The organism is Lysinibacillus sp. NPDC097287 (genome assembly GCF_044761695.1).
GTDB lineage: Bacteria > Bacillota > Bacilli > Bacillales_A > Planococcaceae > Lysinibacillus.
The window spans coordinates 493473-510938 of the sequence record NZ_JBIWCX010000001.1; the positions used below are offsets into that span (position 1 = coordinate 493473).

Consider the following 17466-nt stretch of genomic DNA (forward strand, 5'->3'; position numbering starts at 1 on the left):
ATCCCCTTTGTCTTCATGAATACTTGTTTGAACACAATAAATGTCTAAACTTCTCCATTAATAATTCTCGTTGCACAAAAATTTGTGGCTCATAACGTTTCACAGGATAGGAAGCTTTAATTACTTGTCTTCCTTCCTTTAATGAATAAATTTCCCCCACAGCCCTTAGCTGCGACAATCCATTGCCTAATGAACTCGCTTCAGTTGGTCCTGCACTAATTTGTTTTCCGCTTATATTGGCAAGCATCTGGCATAGTTGCTCATTCTCTGCACCGCCGCCACCTATATAAATCGTATCTTTCTCATTTGCCGTCATTTGCTCAATTTGTTCAGCAATAGTGGCATAGCTCAATGCCAGACTCGCCGTAATACAACGAATATACTGTCCAACTGTCTCTGGTGATTGCTGATTTGTCATCCTACAATAGCGTTGAATAGCCTGTTGCATATTCAATGGATTAAAAAAACTTTCATCATTTGGATCAATTAACGTCGTAAAATTTTCATTTTCATGAAATAGCTGTTTTTCATCCTCATAGCTAAGTGAAATCTGTTGCTGCTGCCATTCTTCGCGTAAACGATGGAATAGCCAAAAGCCCATCGCATTTTTTTGAAAACGATATGTGCCTTCACTCGTTCCCTCGTTTGTAAAGCCTTGGTTATATGCCTCGATGCTAATGATTGGATCCTGCACTTCTTGGCCGACTAACCCCCAAGTACCGAGGCTCATAAATAGTGCCTCATCTTCCTCGATTGGCAACGCAGATAATGCACAGGCTGTGTCGTGTCCAGGAACAGCCACCATTTGTATCGAAGGAAACTGAAGTAGCGGTCCTATTATTTGATGAGGTTGCACAATATCACATAGCGGCAAATCTCGCCCAAAAACATCTTGTATAAGTGCACGATCCCAAGCTTTCATAGCCGGATTCATCAATTGCGTAGTTGAGGCAATAGTAAATTCATTGCTTTTGATGCCTGTTAATTGATACGAAAATAAGTTAGGTAATAATAAAATATCTGTTACTTCCTGCAATAACTGCGGATTATTTTCTTGAATAGCCATTAGTTGAAATAATGTATTGATTGAAGCAACTTCATTGCCTGTTCGTTGAAACAAGGCAAATGGCGTCAATTTTTGTTGCAGTTTCTTCACCATCTCTTCTGTATGTGGGTCTCTATAAGAAAATGGCCGCGCTAAAAGCTGATTGTGCTTTCCTAATAGTCCAAAATCTACGCCCCACGTATCAATACCGACTGTACATGCATTCGGATGCGCCTTCTCAAGCCCATGCTTTAATTGGCCAATGATATATCGGTCGTCCCAATAATAATGAGTGCCAACTTGAACAGGTTTATTGGAGAAACGATGGATTTCCTCACTAGTGATGGTTTGACCATTAAAATGATTTGCAACTAAGCGACCGCTTGAAGCACCTAGGTCAAAAGCTAAAATAGTCCTCACGTTTCTCCCTCCTATTCCTGCAACAATCTCGAGCGATAACGTTCAGCAGAAAGATTTCGTAATTCCTTACATTCTTCCTTTGTTAATATACGAGGCCCGCCAAATAATGTACTGATCGCTAAAACCTTTGCAGACTCTTCCGTTAACTGCATATAAAAGTACGCCTCTTTCAGCGTTTTACCTACTGTTAATACCCCGTGATTACGCATCACAATAACCTCATGTTCAGTAATAATTTCACCTACTGCATCTGCTAATAATTCTGTTGTCGGAATAATGTAGTCCAAATAACCAACACTGTTAACCATCGCCGGAAAGTCTGGAAACATCGGTGGAATCTCTTTACCGGCTGATGAAATGGCTACTGAATATGTTGGGTGTGCATGTAATACAGCGTTTATATGTGGATTTTCCCGAAAGCATGCTAAATGCATAAGTACTTCTGAAGATGGACGAAGATCCCCTTCTACTTTGCCTGATTCAATATGCACCTTCACCCATTGATGATCATCGATTTCTTGTAAATCATAGCCACTAGGTGAAATATACATATAGTCACCATCACGCAAACTCAAATTTCCACCTGCACCTACTACTAATCCGCCCACTACTAATTTATGAGCATATTTTTTCAGCTCTTCAATAATTTGCATCCTATCATCACACTCCATTTGGCTCATCACCATAACTTGGGGTTGATTTCCGTTCCGACTGGGCGCTTTCCGGGGGGGCGTCCGATGAGCCGCTTCACTCGCTACGCTCGCTCTAGGGTCTCATCTGTGACGCTAATCCCCCAGGAGTCGCCCAGCCTCCACTACAATCAACTGGCATTTTAAAATCAATATGCACTTTCATCAAATGTCATCCCCGACTTTTGGTGATGAACCCTCCATTTGTAAAAAAAGGAGGCTCATAACCCCGCCTCCAATTCTCTTATTTATTCATAAATAGCAGCTTTAATTTCTGCGGAATCGATATTATCTTTGTCGTACCAGTAGAAACCAGTATCAATGACTTTTTCTACGGATTCACCTTTCATCGCTGCAACTGCTGCTTTTACCGTTTCATAGCCAATACCTACTGGATTTTGCGTCACAGCCCCAACCATTAAGCCACTCTTAATCGCATCAATTTGTTGTTTACCTGAGTCAAATCCGACAACCACAATTTCACCCGTTTTATTTAATTCTTGCACAGCATTTACAACACCAATCGCTGAACCTTCATTTGATCCGAAAATACCTTTTAAGTCTGGATGTGCTTGCATAATAGCTTTCGCTAAGTCAGTTGATTTTAAGTGATCTCCACCACCATATTGGATATCCACGATTTCAATATCTGGATATTTTGATTCAATTTGATTTTTAAAGCCATCACGACGTCCTGTACCCGTAACAGATACTTGGTCATGAACGATTAACGCGATTTTCCCTTTATTCCCAATTGCTTCAGCCATTTTATCTGCTGCTAATGCAGACGCAGCTGTATTATCGGTAGAAGCTGTCGCTAACGGTAAATCACTATCTACCCCAGAATCGAATGCAATAATAGGAATGTCCTTCGCGTCGGCCTCAGTTAATAACGGAATTGCCGCTTTCGAATCTAATGCCGCAAAACCTAATGCTGCTGGTTTTTTATCAAGTACTGCCTGTAGCATTTCAATTTGCTTATCTACTTGAGACTCTGTTTCAGGCCCTTCAAAAGTAATCGTTACATCAAATTCTTCTGCAGCCTGTTCAGCCCCTTGCTTTACCGCTTGCCAAAATTGATGCTGGAAACCTTTCGAGACGATGGCAACATACGGCTTTTCACTGTTTGTTTCAACGATCGCCTCGTCTTTTGTATCTGTACCTTCCTCCCCTTTGTCTGTTGTATCTTCAGCAGGAGTATTGCACGCTACCAATGCTAAAATCATGACTAACAGTAAACTAAACAACCAAAGTTTTTTCTTCATTCAATCTACCCCTTTAACTTTTTTATATTAATGTCAAATTGACCTAATACCCGTTGTTTATTCGTTTCTTCGTCGCACAACATCGATAAATACTGCCAAAATAATTACTAGTCCGACTACAACTGTTTGCCATTCTTGTGGGATCGATAAAATACGTAAACCATTCGTTAGCACACTCATAATAAGTGCTCCGATGACTGTTCCCACAATTGAACCCTTACCACCACTTAAAGACGTACCGCCAATAACAACTGCCGCAATTGCTTCTAACTCATAACCTTGCCCGAGTGCAGGCTGTGCTGAATTTAATCGTGAAGCCATTAACACCCCTGCAATTCCCGTAAATGCACCCGCTAATGTATAAATAGAAATCTTCCAAAAGTTCACGTTTACACCAGAAAGTCGAGTTGCTTCCTCATTACTTCCGATTGCAAAGTTGTATCGTCCTAATATTGTTTTCGATAAAATAATGCCGCCAATTATAGCCATTACGAAAAATATAAGGACTGCATTTGGAATATTGACACCTGGTATAATCGAGCCTAATGCGATTTTTGTAAACAATGGATGCTCTAAAAAATAGATAGGCGCTGCATTTGAAATTACCAATGCTAACCCTTTGGCAACCATCATCATGGCTAAAGTAGAAATAAACGGTGGTATTTTCAACTTGGTAATCATCACACCGCACAGCAATCCACAAAATGCACCTGTGGCGATTCCCCCCATAACACCGATAATCATCGGCAAACCACTGTTAACAACAAGCACACCTGTCATGACAGAAGATAACGTCATCACTGTACCCACAGATAAATCAATACCACCTGTAATAATGACAAACGTTGCACCTAATGCGAGAATCCCTATTACAGCGGTCGATAGTAAAATACCGATGATATTACTCCACTGCAGGAAGTTACTCGAAGCAATCGAGAAAAATAGTATTAATGCTATTAAACTAGCAAATGCTAATGTTTGCTGAAGTGCACCAACAGGGATTATTTTTTTCTTTTCTGCATTTGTAGTTACCGCTATTGGATTGGTCATACTCACTCCTCCTTACGCCTCTTTTAAGTTGGTTGCATAGCGCATGATTAATTCTTGCGTTGCATCTTCTGCATTTAATACTGCTTGAATTTCTCCCTCTGCCATCACCATAATGCGATGACTCATCCGCAGAATTTCGGGTAGTTCCGAAGAAATCATAATAATGGCTTTTCCCTCTGAAGCTAGTTCATCTAATAGTTTATAAATTTCACCTTTTGCTCCAACATCAATACCTCTAGTCGGTTCATCGAAAATAAGTACGTCACAATTGCGGTAAAGCCATTTCGCAATTACAACCTTTTGCTGATTCCCCCCTGATAACAGCCGTATTTCCTGATCAATAGATGGTGTTTTGATATTGAGTCGTTTTACAAAATCCTTCGAAATGGATTTTATTTTATGATTGTTAATAAACCCAAGTTTCGATTGAAAGTTTCTAATGGTTGGTAAAACCATATTGGATTTTACGTCCATATTCACGAGTAGTCCGTATTGTTTACGATCTTCCGATAAATAGCCAATCCCCAATTTTACTGCATCCGCAGGCGTTTTAATTTTCACTTGCTTGCCATGTAAAAAAATTTCTCCAGTTGTACATTTATCTGCACCAAAAATAACACGCGCTATTTCAGTTCGCCCTGCCCCCATCAATCCTGAAAAGCCCAAAATCTCGCCCTTATGTAGATCAAAGGAAACATTTTTTAAATGAGATTTTGTCGAGACATTGCGCACCTCTAAAATCTTTTCTTCCGTATTGCTATCTGTTTGAGGCTTGGATTCGATATATACTTCCCGCCCTACCATCAGTTTAATAACATGATTCATATCAATATCTTTCATTTCTAGCGTATCGATATAACAACCATCCCGCATAATCATGACACGGTCTGAGATTCTTTTTAGTTCATCCATCCGATGAGAAATATAAATAATGCCGACGCCCTTCACTCTTAAATCTTCGATTATATTGAATAGGGCATCAATTTCCGCATCCGTTAATGCTGTTGTCGGTTCATCCATAACAATAATTTTCGCATCCAATGATAGCGCTTTCGCAATTTCCACCATTTGCTGCTTTGCCACGGATAAATGTTGTACCTTCATTTTTGGATCTAATTGAATCCCCAATCTTTCAAATAACTCTTTCGTATCTTGGTTCAGTTTTTTGTCTCTCACAAATAAATTGGCACTCTTCGGTTCTCGTCCGATAAAAATATTTTGAGCTACCGTTAAATCTTTCATTAAATTCAATTCTTGATGAATAATTGATATCCCCAATTCTTGTGCATGCTTAGGAGAAAGCACCTCAATTTCTTTCCCTAAATATTGAATACTACCTTCATCTTTTTTATAGATGCCTGATAAAATCTTCATTAATGTGGATTTTCCTGCGCCATTCTCACCAACCAACGCTAATACTTCTCCTGCATGAAGCGTTAATTGTACATTTGACAACGCCTTGACGCCTGGAAACGACTTGGAAACGTTTTCAATTTTCAGTATTGGCTTCACTTGGCCACCTCACTTTGTATGCATGTTGGTTTCTCTGTATAGAAATTTGAATTTCTTTAATATTCATCTACCCAAAACATCTATTACTGTATCTTTGCATATATAACTTCTCTCCCTTGTAACAGGGTTTCTAGTACGTGCTTATTAACTGCTTCATCAACAACAACTTTTGTAATGAGTTGATGGCTGCCAATACAAGAAAATGCTCTTTTATTTAACTTACTGTGATCCATTAATAATATTTTTTCATTTGCATTTAAGGCCATTCTTCGTTTAATCATTGCTTGCTGTTCATTGGAATCACTTATCCCCCACTTTTCATCTAACCCCTCACACGAAAAGAACATTTTATCCACGTGGTACTTATCAATTGCTTCAATTGTTTGAGGACCAAATAATGCCGGTGATGTTTTTGACAAGGTTCCTCCAAGTACTGTAACTTGAATATTTGAATGCTTCCCTAGCTCTATAGCAATCGATAGCGCATTCGTTAATACGATTAACGAGATGTTAGGTAATTTCTTTGCCATATATAATGCTGTTGAACTAGCATCTAAAAATAATATGTCATTCTCTTGGATTAACTGAACAGCTGCTGTAGCAATTGCATCTTTCTCTTGCTGAAACAGTATTTCTCGTTGTATAAAAGGCAGTTCGATATCATCAGCTTCCATGGAAACTGCCCCTCCATGTGTTCTTGTTAGCTTCCCCTCTGCTTCTAGCTTTTCTAAATCCCTACGAATCGTTTCCTCTGTGACTTGAAAAAGCTTACTTAACACAGATACTTTGACATTTTGATGTTTGTTCACCTTATATATAATTTGCTTTTGTCTTTCAATTGCTAACATATATCCTCCTCATTTCTGTGAACGCACTTATGTTCCTTTTCAATGATGCCTTTTTTTAAGATAACATTCGCATAAATTGCTGTTTCACTCGTTGCTACTATGGCATAGGCTTTTTTAGCTCTTTCATAAAATGCAAAGCGTCCTAATTTGTATGGTGCAAATTGACTATTATCTGTCTTCCCTAGTATTTCTGCGTAGGTTGACCAAATTTCTGGTGTTTCTGTTTCTGGACCATGCATCATATACACAACAGCAAAATCAGCATAGGAATCTAAAGGGAGGAGTGTTAATACATCCTCTAGCACAGTAGGAATTGACACGCCAGATAACGGAATTGCTTTGTTTGTGTGTGAGTATGTTGGAAAATTTCCATCAGCTAGCACAATTTCATCACCATGTCCCATTTCCATTAGTACTTTTAATAACTCTGGTGAAAGCGACTTTGGGATATGCTTTAACATGATTTGCATCACCTTCTTTTTGGGTTTTATCAGCAAAAACAAAAAAATCAAAAAATATCAAACACAAAACCATTAATTACATATATGTTTTTCACAAAAGAATATGTATAAATTTTTAAAAAAATTCTTTTTTTAGACACAAAAACACCCATCAATGTGATGGGTGTTTTCAAAAATCTTATTTATCTTCCTCTAAAAGAAGTCGTAATTCTTCGTCCTCGTCTTCTTCATCATGTGCTGCAATTGTGTAGGATGCAGCGGCAATACCATAAGAAGCACGGATTTTATTGGCGATTTCCTCCAATACAGCAGTGTTCTCTTTTAAATATTGTTTGGCATTTTCGCGTCCTTGTCCTAGGCGTTCGTCACCATAAGCGTACCAAGAACCACTTTTTTGTACGATGTCTAATTCAACACCTAAATCTACAGTTTCGCCTTCTTTAGAAATACCTTCACCATACATAATATCAACTTCAGCAGTTCTAAATGGCGGTGCTACCTTGTTTTTCACGATTTTAATTTTTGTACGGTTACCCATGATGTCATTACCTTGTTTAATCGCTTCTGCACGACGAACTTCTAATCGTACTGAACTATAGAATTTAAGGGCACGACCACCAGGAGTTGTTTCTGGATTCCCGAACATCACACCAATTTTTTCACGGATTTGGTTAATGAAAATAGCAATTGTTTTAGATTTATTAATAGCACCTGATAGCTTACGTAATGCTTGTGACATTAAACGTGCTTGTAAACCAACGTGAGAGTCACCCATATCGCCCTCGATTTCAGCCTTTGGTACAAGTGCTGCTACAGAGTCGATAACGATAATATCAATGGCACCACTACGTACTAATGCTTCAGCAATTTCAAGCGCTTGTTCACCAGTATCTGGCTGAGACAGTAGTAATTCGTCAATGTTAACACCTAATTTTTGTGCATAAATTGGATCTAACGCGTGCTCAGCATCGATAAATGCTGCCTGACCACCATTTGCTTGTACTTCCGCAATCGCATGAAGTGCTACTGTTGTCTTACCAGAAGATTCTGGACCGTAAACTTCGATAATACGTCCACGAGGATAACCACCAACACCTAAAGCTGCGTCAAGTGCTAATGAACCACTTGAAGACGTTGCGATTTCTAAATCTGTTCTTTCGCCAAGTTTCATAATTGACCCTTTACCGAAATTCTTTTCAATTTGTTTTAAAGCCTGTTCTAAGGCTGCTTTACGATCACTCAATGTATTTCCTCCTTTGAAAACGTTCACTGTTTTTGTCTATCTCTACTATACTTGTTTTTGAGAAAACACGCAAGAAAAAAGCGAACGTTTATTCGATTTTTCTTCAAAATAAAAATTTGGATAAGTTTTCCCTATCCAAATTCTCATTTTCAAATATTTCGTTATCGTTTTGAAAAGCCTCGTTCCACAAGCAATTGCATTAAGTAATGACAGGTAAACTTCACCGCTCGCAAACGATTTGTATTACGCATGCCCGATAAATGCAGTAAGTACGTAATTGGTTCTTCATCATCAATAGCGATACCAATCCATACAGTTCCTACTGGCTGATGATCATGTGCTGTTGGACCAGCTGCACCAGTAAGCCCGATACCAATATTCGTGTTGAATTTGGCGCGAACTGCACTAGCCATTGCAGATGCACATTCACTACTGACAATGCCATGTGTATCTAATAATTCCTTGGAGATACCAAGTTGCTTCACCTTTGTATCTTCTGTATACGTGACAACCCCGCCAATGAGCGTTCCTCCTACACCGGGAATTTCAGCAAGCTCTGATTGAAATAAACCTGCTGTTAAGCTTTCCGCTGCAGAAATCGTGAGCTCATTATCTAACAGCATTTCCACTGTTTTAGATGCTAGAGAATCATCGTCAGTACCATATTGGTAATCGCCAACAATTGCTTGGATTTCAGCCACTTTCTCCGCAATGAGCTGCTGTGCTTCACCTTCTGTTTCTGCCTTTGCTGTCACACGTAATGTCACTTCACCGTCAGATGCAAGGGGTGCAACTGTTGGATTAGTTTGCGCATCTAAAATATCTTGGACGCGATCTTCTAACTCTGCCTCACCAATGCCATAAAAGCGCATTACATGAGATGAGATAACCCCACCAGCATTTAACAAAGATACAAGCTTTGGTTTTGCTTCAAATTGGAACATTGGCTCCAACTCTTTCGGAGGACCTGGCAGCAAAATATATGTACGCCCATCCTTTGTGAGAATCATCCCAGGAGCCATTCCATGATGGTTTGCTAGTACATCACTACTCGCTAACACAAGTGCCTGCTTCCGATTGTTATCTGTCATTGCCCGACCACGTTTTGCAAAAAAATGTTCTATCGAAGTTAGAGCAACTTCATCAAATACCAAATCGACACCTAAATGACGTGCAATGGCCTCCTTCGTTAAATCATCTTTCGTTGGCCCAAGCCCACCAGAGAAAATAATACAATCCGCTCGCGATTCTGCTACTTTAATCGCTTCTACTAAGCGGTTTGAATTATCTCCGACCACAGTATGATAAAATACGTTAATCCCAAGCTCCGACAGTTGACTAGAAATAAATTTTGCATTGGTATTCGTAATTTGACCCAAAAGTAACTCTGAACCAACCGCAATGATTTCAGCATTCATGATCCACAAGACCCCTCTTATTTAGACTCAAGTAACACACGACGATTTAAATAGAAATAATCCCATCCAGACCAAAGTGTAAAGAACAGTGCAATATATAACATAATTGTATCAAACGGGATACCTATTAATGTAAAAATTGTATTGTGTAAAATTGCAGCTGCAATGGCAACAATTTGTGCCCAAGTTTTAATCTTCCCAAGTTGGTTCGCCGCTACGACTTCGCCACCACCAGCTAAAATTAAACGTAATCCAGTTACAGCAAACTCTCTGCTAATAATGATAATAATCACCCAAGCTGGAGCCATACCAAGCTCAACCATTAAAATAAAGGCCGCGGATACAAGTAATTTATCTGCAAGTGGATCTAAAAACTTTCCAAACGTTGTGACAAGGTTATATTTTCTTGCATAATAGCCATCTACCCAGTCTGTTGTAGAAGCAATAATAAAAATAAGAGCACCAATAAAATGATGGACAGGCATTTCTGCACCAAATAACGTCATTGTACCCCAGCCAAAGTCAAACATCATAACAATGACAAAGAACGGAATGAGTAAAATACGAGAAATGGTAATTTTATTTGGAATATTCATTTTTCTAACACCTTTCATGATGAAAGAAAGTAGTCACCCTTAGATGACTACTGTTCTTTATTGAAATTGATGACGATGTTTTGCGTTACTATTTGTTGCGCATATGGTAAAAGCTCGTCATTAATATAAACTTTTGCTTGTGTTGAATTCCCTAGACGAATACGTACATAATTTTGAGCTGTTGCATCTAGCGTTACAACTTCTCCTGCGTTATACACGCGTGTATCTGTTAGCAACTCATTTTGATTTTGATCGCGAACCCCAACAAAAGTAGGACCTGAAATCTCAACTTTGATATTGAATACATCAGTACCTGTTAATGTATATGATGTTGTATCACCGTCTGCTTCAATTGTACCAGGAGAAATAGCTTGTTTACTTTCTTCTACATCTTCTTCTATATCGTCTTCAGGTTTATCATCATTAGTATCATTAATTGCATTTTCTTTTTCTTGTTTTTCTAGTTTTTCTTTGTCGCTATCAATTGGTTTAGGGTTTTTATCATATACCACCTCTGGTGGTTTTTCTTCTATAATCGGTGTACCGGCATTGCTTTTTGATTGCCATAATATCCAAATCGCTACAATAATAACAATAATAAATAAACCGACAATTATTTTAGGCATCGATTCTAACATTTTATTAGAAGGACCCTTCGTAATTTTTCTTCTACTTGGACTCTGTGACATTGCTTGTGACACCTGCCCATTTTGAGCTCCCGGCACATCATTTTTATATGTTTCTAATAACTCTTCAGCATTTAAACCAACAGCTTCTGCGTATTGCTTTATAAATGCTCGAACATAAAATGAGCCTGGCATCATTGAATAGTTGCCTTCTTCAATGCCCATTAAATAACGTTTTTGAATTTTCGTTATTTCTTGTAAATCATCTAAACTGTAGCCTTTGGACAGTCTCGCCTCTTTCAGTCGAGTACCTAATTCAGTCACACTTAACACCTACTTTAATATCAAATTCACCTTGGCTAATTTGAAGCCCAAATTTTGAATCGTGCTGGCACGATTATCTCCTATCAAAATTTATGCCGTCTGCGAAGGCTTTCATTTTATTCAGTCGGCATTTATGAATGCCACTGAAACTTTACAACAATTGCATTTATCCTCTATCCAATATATGGGGAGACTCCACTGAATAAAATTAAAAATTAAATCCACCAAACTCATTGGATTCGGACATCATTTGATTTTTTTCCATTATTTCATAAGTAATTTCTTCATCCGGGTCATGACGCAATTCAATAATGTAATCAAAATCCTCAATCTTATACTCTGAATGCTGTACAAACATGTCTGGGTGCTCTACTACCTTAATTGAAGACATTCGCATCATCTCACGAACAAGTTGCAAATGACGCTCATCTGTCGAGCGACGAGTAACGATCCCGTCTAATATAAAAATATTATTGTCACTGAACTCATCTCCAGCAAGTTTATTTCTTACTGTTTGCTTAATCATTGTAGATGATAAAAAAATCCATTTTTTATTGGCACATACACTTGCAGCTACAATCGACTCGGTTTTACCGACACGAGGCATCCCACGTATTCCAATTAACTTATGACCATCCTTTTTGAATAATTCAGCCATAAAGTCAACTAATATACCTAGCTCATCTCGTACAAAACGAAACGTATTTTTTTCATCTGCATCTCGAGGAATATAATGACCATGTCTAATTGCTAAACGGTCACGTAATTTAGGCTGTCGAAATTTCGTAACATGGATATGTTCCATTGTTGAAACAATCGTACGAAAACGCTCAATTGCTTCATCATTGTCTGTATGCACTAACATTCCACGACGTTCTTCATCGACACCATTGATTGAAATAATATTGACACGAAGCATCCCTAAAAGTGAAGCAATATCCCCCAATAATCCTGGACGATTCACCTGAATTTCATATTCAAAGTACCAATCGCTCAAATGTAATCGTCCCCTTCATATTAGATAACGTAAAAAAACCTTTATAAGTTCCATCATAGCGGATTTTTTATGTAATGGAAAGTTAGAATACAACGATTTCTAGGGTTATTTATAAAATACTTAAATTTTTTTAAAAAGAGCCAAATATAAAATTACACACAACACCTTATTATCCTAGTAAAGGATATTTATACCTTTTATAAAAAAAGCAGCCGTTCAACAAGTCACCTTGACTTATCGAACAGCCGCTCCGAACTTATTGCACATGCTTATTTTGAACAAGCTTCACAACACAATTTGCAAGTGCATGCTTCTCATCATCGGATGCAACAGCCCATAAATCAGACAGAACTCGCTCTTGTTCATTTTTTGGGTCGACATTTGTTGCCAAATATTCACCAATTTGAACAGCAGCCTCCTGAATCATTTTTTTTGGCATCCCACTTGATTCTGCCTGCATTACATTTTGCCCTAAAAAAGAAGTCCATTTTTGCCAGTTGTCTAAAATGCTCATAACTTCTCCTCCTTTTCACACCTAGTATGTGTCAAAAGAGAAATTATATGTACCAACCACCGTTTAATCTAATAATTTGTCCAGTTACATAATCCGCATGACCAGACAAATAAAAGCGAACCATTTCTGCTACATCCGTCGTTTGTCCAACTGTTCCAAGTGGAATCTCATCTAAAATATAACCTAGTTCCTCATCGCTTAAATGACCATTCATCGACGTATTTATAAAGCCTGGTGCAATAGCATTTACACGAATCCCTGATAATGCAGCCTCTTTGGCATAAGACTTTACGAATGCGTGTTGAGCTCCTTTTACTGTTGCATAAAGAGATTCACCAGCAGAACCAGTTTCTCCCCAAATGGAACCAATGAAGAGCACGTAGCTCGCTTTATGTATACGTAACTTCGCAGATAGTAAAGCTGTGAGTCGCATTGGATTTTGCACATGCACGCGCCATAATGCTTCCATATCTGTCACAGAGGTATCTTCGAGTAACGCATAATGTGCTTGTCCACTCGCAAAAACAAGCGCCTGCAAACTAAAAATTTGCGAGGCAAGTTTTTCTGCGGCCATGTTATCTGTAAAATCAGCCTGTACGATCATAAATTCCTGTGTAGGAAAATCAGAAGAAAGCGAATGATATAAAGCATTCATCGCTTCCTCGTTATGCGTATAGTGTAAATAAAGAGACCAACCATCATCTGCTAAGCTATGGCAAATACTACGACCAATCTCCCCTGAAGCTCCAAGTACAAGTGCAAACTTTTTCATTATGCATTCTTCTCAGTTGGCAAAATTTTAAAAACAGTTTGCTGAGATTCACCTTGAATTGTTTTGAAAGCTTCAGTTATATCTTCAACTGTTAATGATTCTAATTCTGGTACAACATCAAATAAATTCATGTCGTTAAATGAATAACGTGTAAACTGGTTCGCAATAAATTCAATTGAGTTTAATGCACGTAAGAAGAAACCAATTTTTTTACGCTTGATGCGTTCTAAATCAGTAGTTACAAACGCCGATTTACTTTCATATTTTGCAAGTTCTGCTTTAATCGCCTTTTCCAGGGCATCAGGTTCCGTCGTATCTGAACCGATCATGGCAAAGCCGAAGCCTTTTTCAAGCGTAAAATCAAAGGCATATGTTTCATCGATTAAGCCCTCATCATACACATGCGTATAGAACTCAGATGTACGCCCAAAAATAAGCTCTAACCCAATTTGTACGGCCAGCTCATGTTTTAGCATTGCACTGCCTGAGAGATTCGTTTCCTTCGCTTTTAGGCCTACATACATCTTTGGCTTTTGAACATCCATATGCAACGTATCTTCTTTAACAGCGACTTCCGTCGGTTCCTCGTCAAAAAAACGTTGTAGTGGTGTTGGTGCTTCGAATTGTTTCTTCGCTTGATTTTCACGAATATACGTCATCATTTCTTCCGGATCTACTGCTCCAATTGCAAAAAGAAGCATGTTCGATGGATGGTAGAACGTGTTATAGCAAGTGTACAAATGGTCTGCTGTAATACCGTCTATGGATTCAATTGTACCAGCAATATCAATCTTCACTGGATGATTGTGATACATATTAGCGATCGTTCCAAAATATAAACGCCAATCTGGCTGATCATCATACATTGTTATTTCTTGACCGATAATACCTTTTTCCTTATTGACCGTTGCCTCAGTAAAATATGGCTCTTGCACAAAGTTCAATAATGTTTCAGTACTTTTATAAATATGATCTGTTGCAGAAAATAAATACGCTGTACGTGTAAATGAAGTGAATGCGTTTGCTGATGCACCGTACTCACTAAACTTTTGGAATACATCGCCGTCTTCTTTTTCAAACATTTTATGCTCTAAAAAGTGAGCAATACCATCTGGTACAGTGATTGCTTCTGTTTCACCTATAGGCACAAAATTACGGTCAATAGATCCATACTTCGTCGTAAACGTCACAAACGTTTTTGAAAACCCTTTTTTGGGTAATATATAGACATCTAAACCATTTTCTAATTTTTCATAGTATAGTGTTTCATCTAATTGCTTAAATTCAATTGTTTTCATTGTGCGGCTTGCTCCTTCCCACATAAGAAATAGACCGCTTCTAGCTGAACTTGTTTCGCCATTTCAACGACATCTTCCTTCGTTACAGCTTTCCATTTACTTGCCCAAGCTTCAACAGAAAATTTCTCGGGTAAATCTTTATATTGGTCATAAATTTCAATTTGTCCGCGTGCAGAATCCAGCGCCTCTTTTAATTGATTTGTGAGCATCGCTTTCGTTTGTTCTAATTCTAAATCTGAAATGTCGCCTGCTTGCATGACAGCTAACTGTTCTTTAATAAGTGATAGCGCTTTTTCTTCATTTTTCGCTTCAATCCCTGATACGACGAATATTAAGCCGTAATGTGATGCGTATGAACTTGACGCATAATAAGCTAAACTTTCCTTTTCACGAACATTCATAAATAATTTTGCATGCGGATAACCACCAAATACACCGTTAAAAATTTGCATTTTTGCAAAATCAGCATCACCAAAACGTACTGGTGTACTAAAGCCAATGTGTAGTTTCCCTTGCTTCATGTCCTGTTGCTCTCGGACATAGTCATCTTTTGGATGTTGCTGCGGTAAAACAGCTGGTATTTCTTCAGGTGTACGATCTTTGAATGGTAATACTTGTTTTAATTTTGCTACTATTTCATCCTCATTGATGTCACCAGCTACATAAATATCGATTTTATCGTTTGCCAGCATCGATTCGTAAGCTGCAAATAGTGATGAAGATGTGATTTTTCCAATATCCTCTACCGTGCCATTTGCCGAAATAGAAGCAGGCTCATTTGGACGTAATATTTGTTGAATTCGTTGTTGTGCAAAACGTGACTTATCGTCAAAAATAGATTCGATACGTTGAATGACCATTTGCTTTTCACGTGACACAATCGATTCTTTGAACACACCATTTTCTAAATTCGGCTCAAAAATAGCAGTGTGTAATAATTCCAATACTTCACTTAACACATTACCATTCGCTAAATATTGATCATTCACTGTTTCCACGTTCATGAGCACTGTATGTTCATTGCCACGCTTTGATGTATCAAAATATAGAACTGTACCAAATAAATCATCTAAAAAACTACGAAAGGCAGCTGTTGTCGTATATTTTGCATTGCTATGCTGTAATACATTCGTTAACACCGTACGCTCTGATGCGCTCTCGGATGTTAATGGGCTTCTCCATTTAATTGAAAAATTAACGGTTTTAAATTGGGTTGTTTGTCGTATATGCAGGTTGACACCTTTTGCAAAAGGTATTGTTTTAAACATATGGAACCCTCCTATCTTTCTTAATATAACAATGTTCTACAAATACTATACATGTCTATTGTCCTCAATTGCAAAAAAGAATTACATATATGTACCAAAAAAGCCGAGCACACGGCCCGGCCATTTATTTTTTCTCTCCACACATCAAAAGTTAGTGTAATTATCGCTTTCCTTTAATATATGGTTGCCCACTTGCTTTTGGTGCATTTGCTTTCCCTATAAATCCTGCTAATGCAAAAATCGTTAAGACGTAAGGAAGGATTTGTAGGAATACAGCTGGGACATCCTGCACATATGGAATTCGATCTCCAGTAATACTTAACGTTTGTGCTAAACCGAAAAATAACGCTGCACCAAGTGCGCCAATAGGATGCCATTTCCCGAAAATCATTGCTGCAAGAGCCATGAAACCTTGGCCAGCAATTGTAGCATGTGAGAAGTCACGCGTAATTATTTGTGCATAAACCGCACCTCCAAGGCCACCAAGTGCCCCAGAAATAACAACCGCGATATAGCGCATTTTATTGACATTTATTCCCATGGTATCAGCTGCCATAGGGTGTTCCCCAACTGCACGAAGACGTAATCCAAATGGTGTTTTATATATAATAAACCATGCACCGATTGCTACAGCAAATGCCAAAATTGATGCACTATAAACATCTTTGAATAATAACGGACCTAAAAATGGAATATCCTCTAAATAAGGAACAGCGAAACGCTCAATCGGTTCGGTAATCATATCTGTTTGACCTTTATCATAAATCAGTTTTACTAAAAAGACAGATAAAGCTAACCCTAATAAGTTAATGGCTACCCCTGATACCGTTTGATCGGCACGGAATGAAATCGATGCTACAGCATGTAAAAGGGAGAAAACCCCACCCATTATTACTGCTGCTAGCATGGCTACCCAAACTGTCGCAGCACCAAATGTAGCCGCATACTCTAAGTTGACATAAATACCGACGAAAGCACCGAAAATCATTAAACCTTCTAGTCCGATGTTTACAACACCCGAACGCTCAGAGAATACACCTCCGATTGCTGTGAAAATTAAAGGTGTTGCATAAAGAATTGCAGAAGGGATAATGAAATATAACATTTCTAAAAAGCTCAT

The 17466-nt window shown here is 38.3% G+C and carries 17 protein-coding genes; all 17 read right to left on the minus strand.

The window, feature by feature from the left end; all coding sequences use genetic code 11:
- Positions 1 to 13: 13 nt before the first annotated feature.
- Positions 14 to 1465, minus strand: a complete 1452-nt coding sequence (locus ACIQ2D_RS02290) for a rhamnulokinase (protein ID WP_402858750.1) — start codon at positions 1463 to 1465, stop codon at positions 14 to 16.
- Positions 1466 to 1476: 11 nt separating this feature from the next.
- Complete coding sequence (locus ACIQ2D_RS02295; protein WP_402858753.1) at positions 1477 to 2118, minus strand: class II aldolase/adducin family protein; 642 nt, start codon at positions 2116 to 2118, stop codon at positions 1477 to 1479.
- A 284-nt stretch (positions 2119 to 2402) separates the two neighbouring features.
- Positions 2403 to 3419, minus strand: coding sequence for an ABC transporter substrate-binding protein (locus tag ACIQ2D_RS02300; RefSeq protein WP_402858756.1), 1017 nt, complete (start codon positions 3417 to 3419; stop codon positions 2403 to 2405).
- A gap of 57 nt (positions 3420 to 3476) precedes the next feature.
- Positions 3477 to 4469, minus strand: a complete 993-nt coding sequence (locus ACIQ2D_RS02305) for an ABC transporter permease (protein ID WP_402858759.1) — start codon at positions 4467 to 4469, stop codon at positions 3477 to 3479.
- 12 nt (positions 4470 to 4481) lie between these two features.
- Positions 4482 to 5981 carry a sugar ABC transporter ATP-binding protein gene (locus ACIQ2D_RS02310; RefSeq protein WP_402858762.1) on the minus strand — a complete coding sequence of 500 codons (1500 nt, stop codon included), beginning with the start codon at positions 5979 to 5981 and terminating at the stop codon, positions 4482 to 4484.
- Positions 5982 to 6064: 83 nt separating this feature from the next.
- Positions 6065 to 6829, minus strand: a complete 765-nt coding sequence (locus ACIQ2D_RS02315) for a DeoR/GlpR family DNA-binding transcription regulator (protein WP_402858765.1) — start codon at positions 6827 to 6829, stop codon at positions 6065 to 6067.
- Positions 6823 to 7290 carry an RbsD/FucU family protein gene (locus ACIQ2D_RS02320; RefSeq protein ID WP_402858768.1) on the minus strand — a complete coding sequence of 156 codons (468 nt, stop codon included), beginning with the start codon at positions 7288 to 7290 and terminating at the stop codon, positions 6823 to 6825. The genes ACIQ2D_RS02315 and ACIQ2D_RS02320 overlap by 7 nt, the downstream gene beginning before the upstream one ends.
- A gap of 178 nt (positions 7291 to 7468) precedes the next feature.
- Entirely contained in the window at positions 7469 to 8533 is a 1065-nt protein-coding gene (gene recA / locus ACIQ2D_RS02325) for a recombinase RecA (RefSeq protein WP_402858771.1), read from the minus strand.
- Positions 8534 to 8694: 161 nt separating this feature from the next.
- Positions 8695 to 9951 carry a competence/damage-inducible protein A gene (locus tag ACIQ2D_RS02330; RefSeq protein WP_402858774.1) on the minus strand — a complete coding sequence of 419 codons (1257 nt, stop codon included), beginning with the start codon at positions 9949 to 9951 and terminating at the stop codon, positions 8695 to 8697.
- 17 nt (positions 9952 to 9968) lie between these two features.
- Positions 9969 to 10547 carry a CDP-diacylglycerol--glycerol-3-phosphate 3-phosphatidyltransferase gene (gene pgsA, locus ACIQ2D_RS02335; protein ID WP_402858777.1) on the minus strand — a complete coding sequence of 193 codons (579 nt, stop codon included), beginning with the start codon at positions 10545 to 10547 and terminating at the stop codon, positions 9969 to 9971.
- Between the two features lie 47 nt (positions 10548 to 10594).
- The gene (locus ACIQ2D_RS02340) at positions 10595 to 11506 is read right to left on the minus strand and encodes a helix-turn-helix domain-containing protein (RefSeq protein WP_402858779.1); all 912 of its coding nucleotides are present in this window, start codon (positions 11504 to 11506) and stop codon (positions 10595 to 10597) included.
- Between the two features lie 199 nt (positions 11507 to 11705).
- The gene (locus ACIQ2D_RS02345) at positions 11706 to 12494 is read right to left on the minus strand and encodes a DUF3388 domain-containing protein (RefSeq protein ID WP_402858781.1); all 789 of its coding nucleotides are present in this window, start codon (positions 12492 to 12494) and stop codon (positions 11706 to 11708) included.
- 256 nt (positions 12495 to 12750) lie between these two features.
- A complete protein-coding gene (locus ACIQ2D_RS02350; protein ID WP_402858783.1) occupies positions 12751 to 13008 on the minus strand; it encodes a DUF3243 domain-containing protein in 258 nt (85 codons plus the stop codon).
- A gap of 43 nt (positions 13009 to 13051) precedes the next feature.
- A complete protein-coding gene (ymfI, locus tag ACIQ2D_RS02355; RefSeq protein WP_402858785.1) occupies positions 13052 to 13780 on the minus strand; it encodes an elongation factor P 5-aminopentanone reductase in 729 nt (242 codons plus the stop codon).
- On the minus strand, positions 13780 to 15078 hold the full coding sequence (gene yfmH, locus ACIQ2D_RS02360; RefSeq protein ID WP_402858788.1) for an EF-P 5-aminopentanol modification-associated protein YfmH: 1299 nt from the start codon (positions 15076 to 15078) through the stop codon (positions 13780 to 13782). Before yfmH ends, ymfI begins: the two co-directional genes overlap by 1 nt.
- A complete protein-coding gene (gene yfmF, locus ACIQ2D_RS02365) occupies positions 15075 to 16346 on the minus strand; it encodes an EF-P 5-aminopentanol modification-associated protein YfmF (RefSeq protein WP_402858791.1) in 1272 nt (423 codons plus the stop codon). Before yfmF ends, yfmH begins: the two co-directional genes overlap by 4 nt.
- A gap of 160 nt (positions 16347 to 16506) precedes the next feature.
- A complete protein-coding gene (locus ACIQ2D_RS02370) occupies positions 16507 to 17466 on the minus strand; it encodes an ABC transporter permease (protein WP_402858794.1) in 960 nt (319 codons plus the stop codon).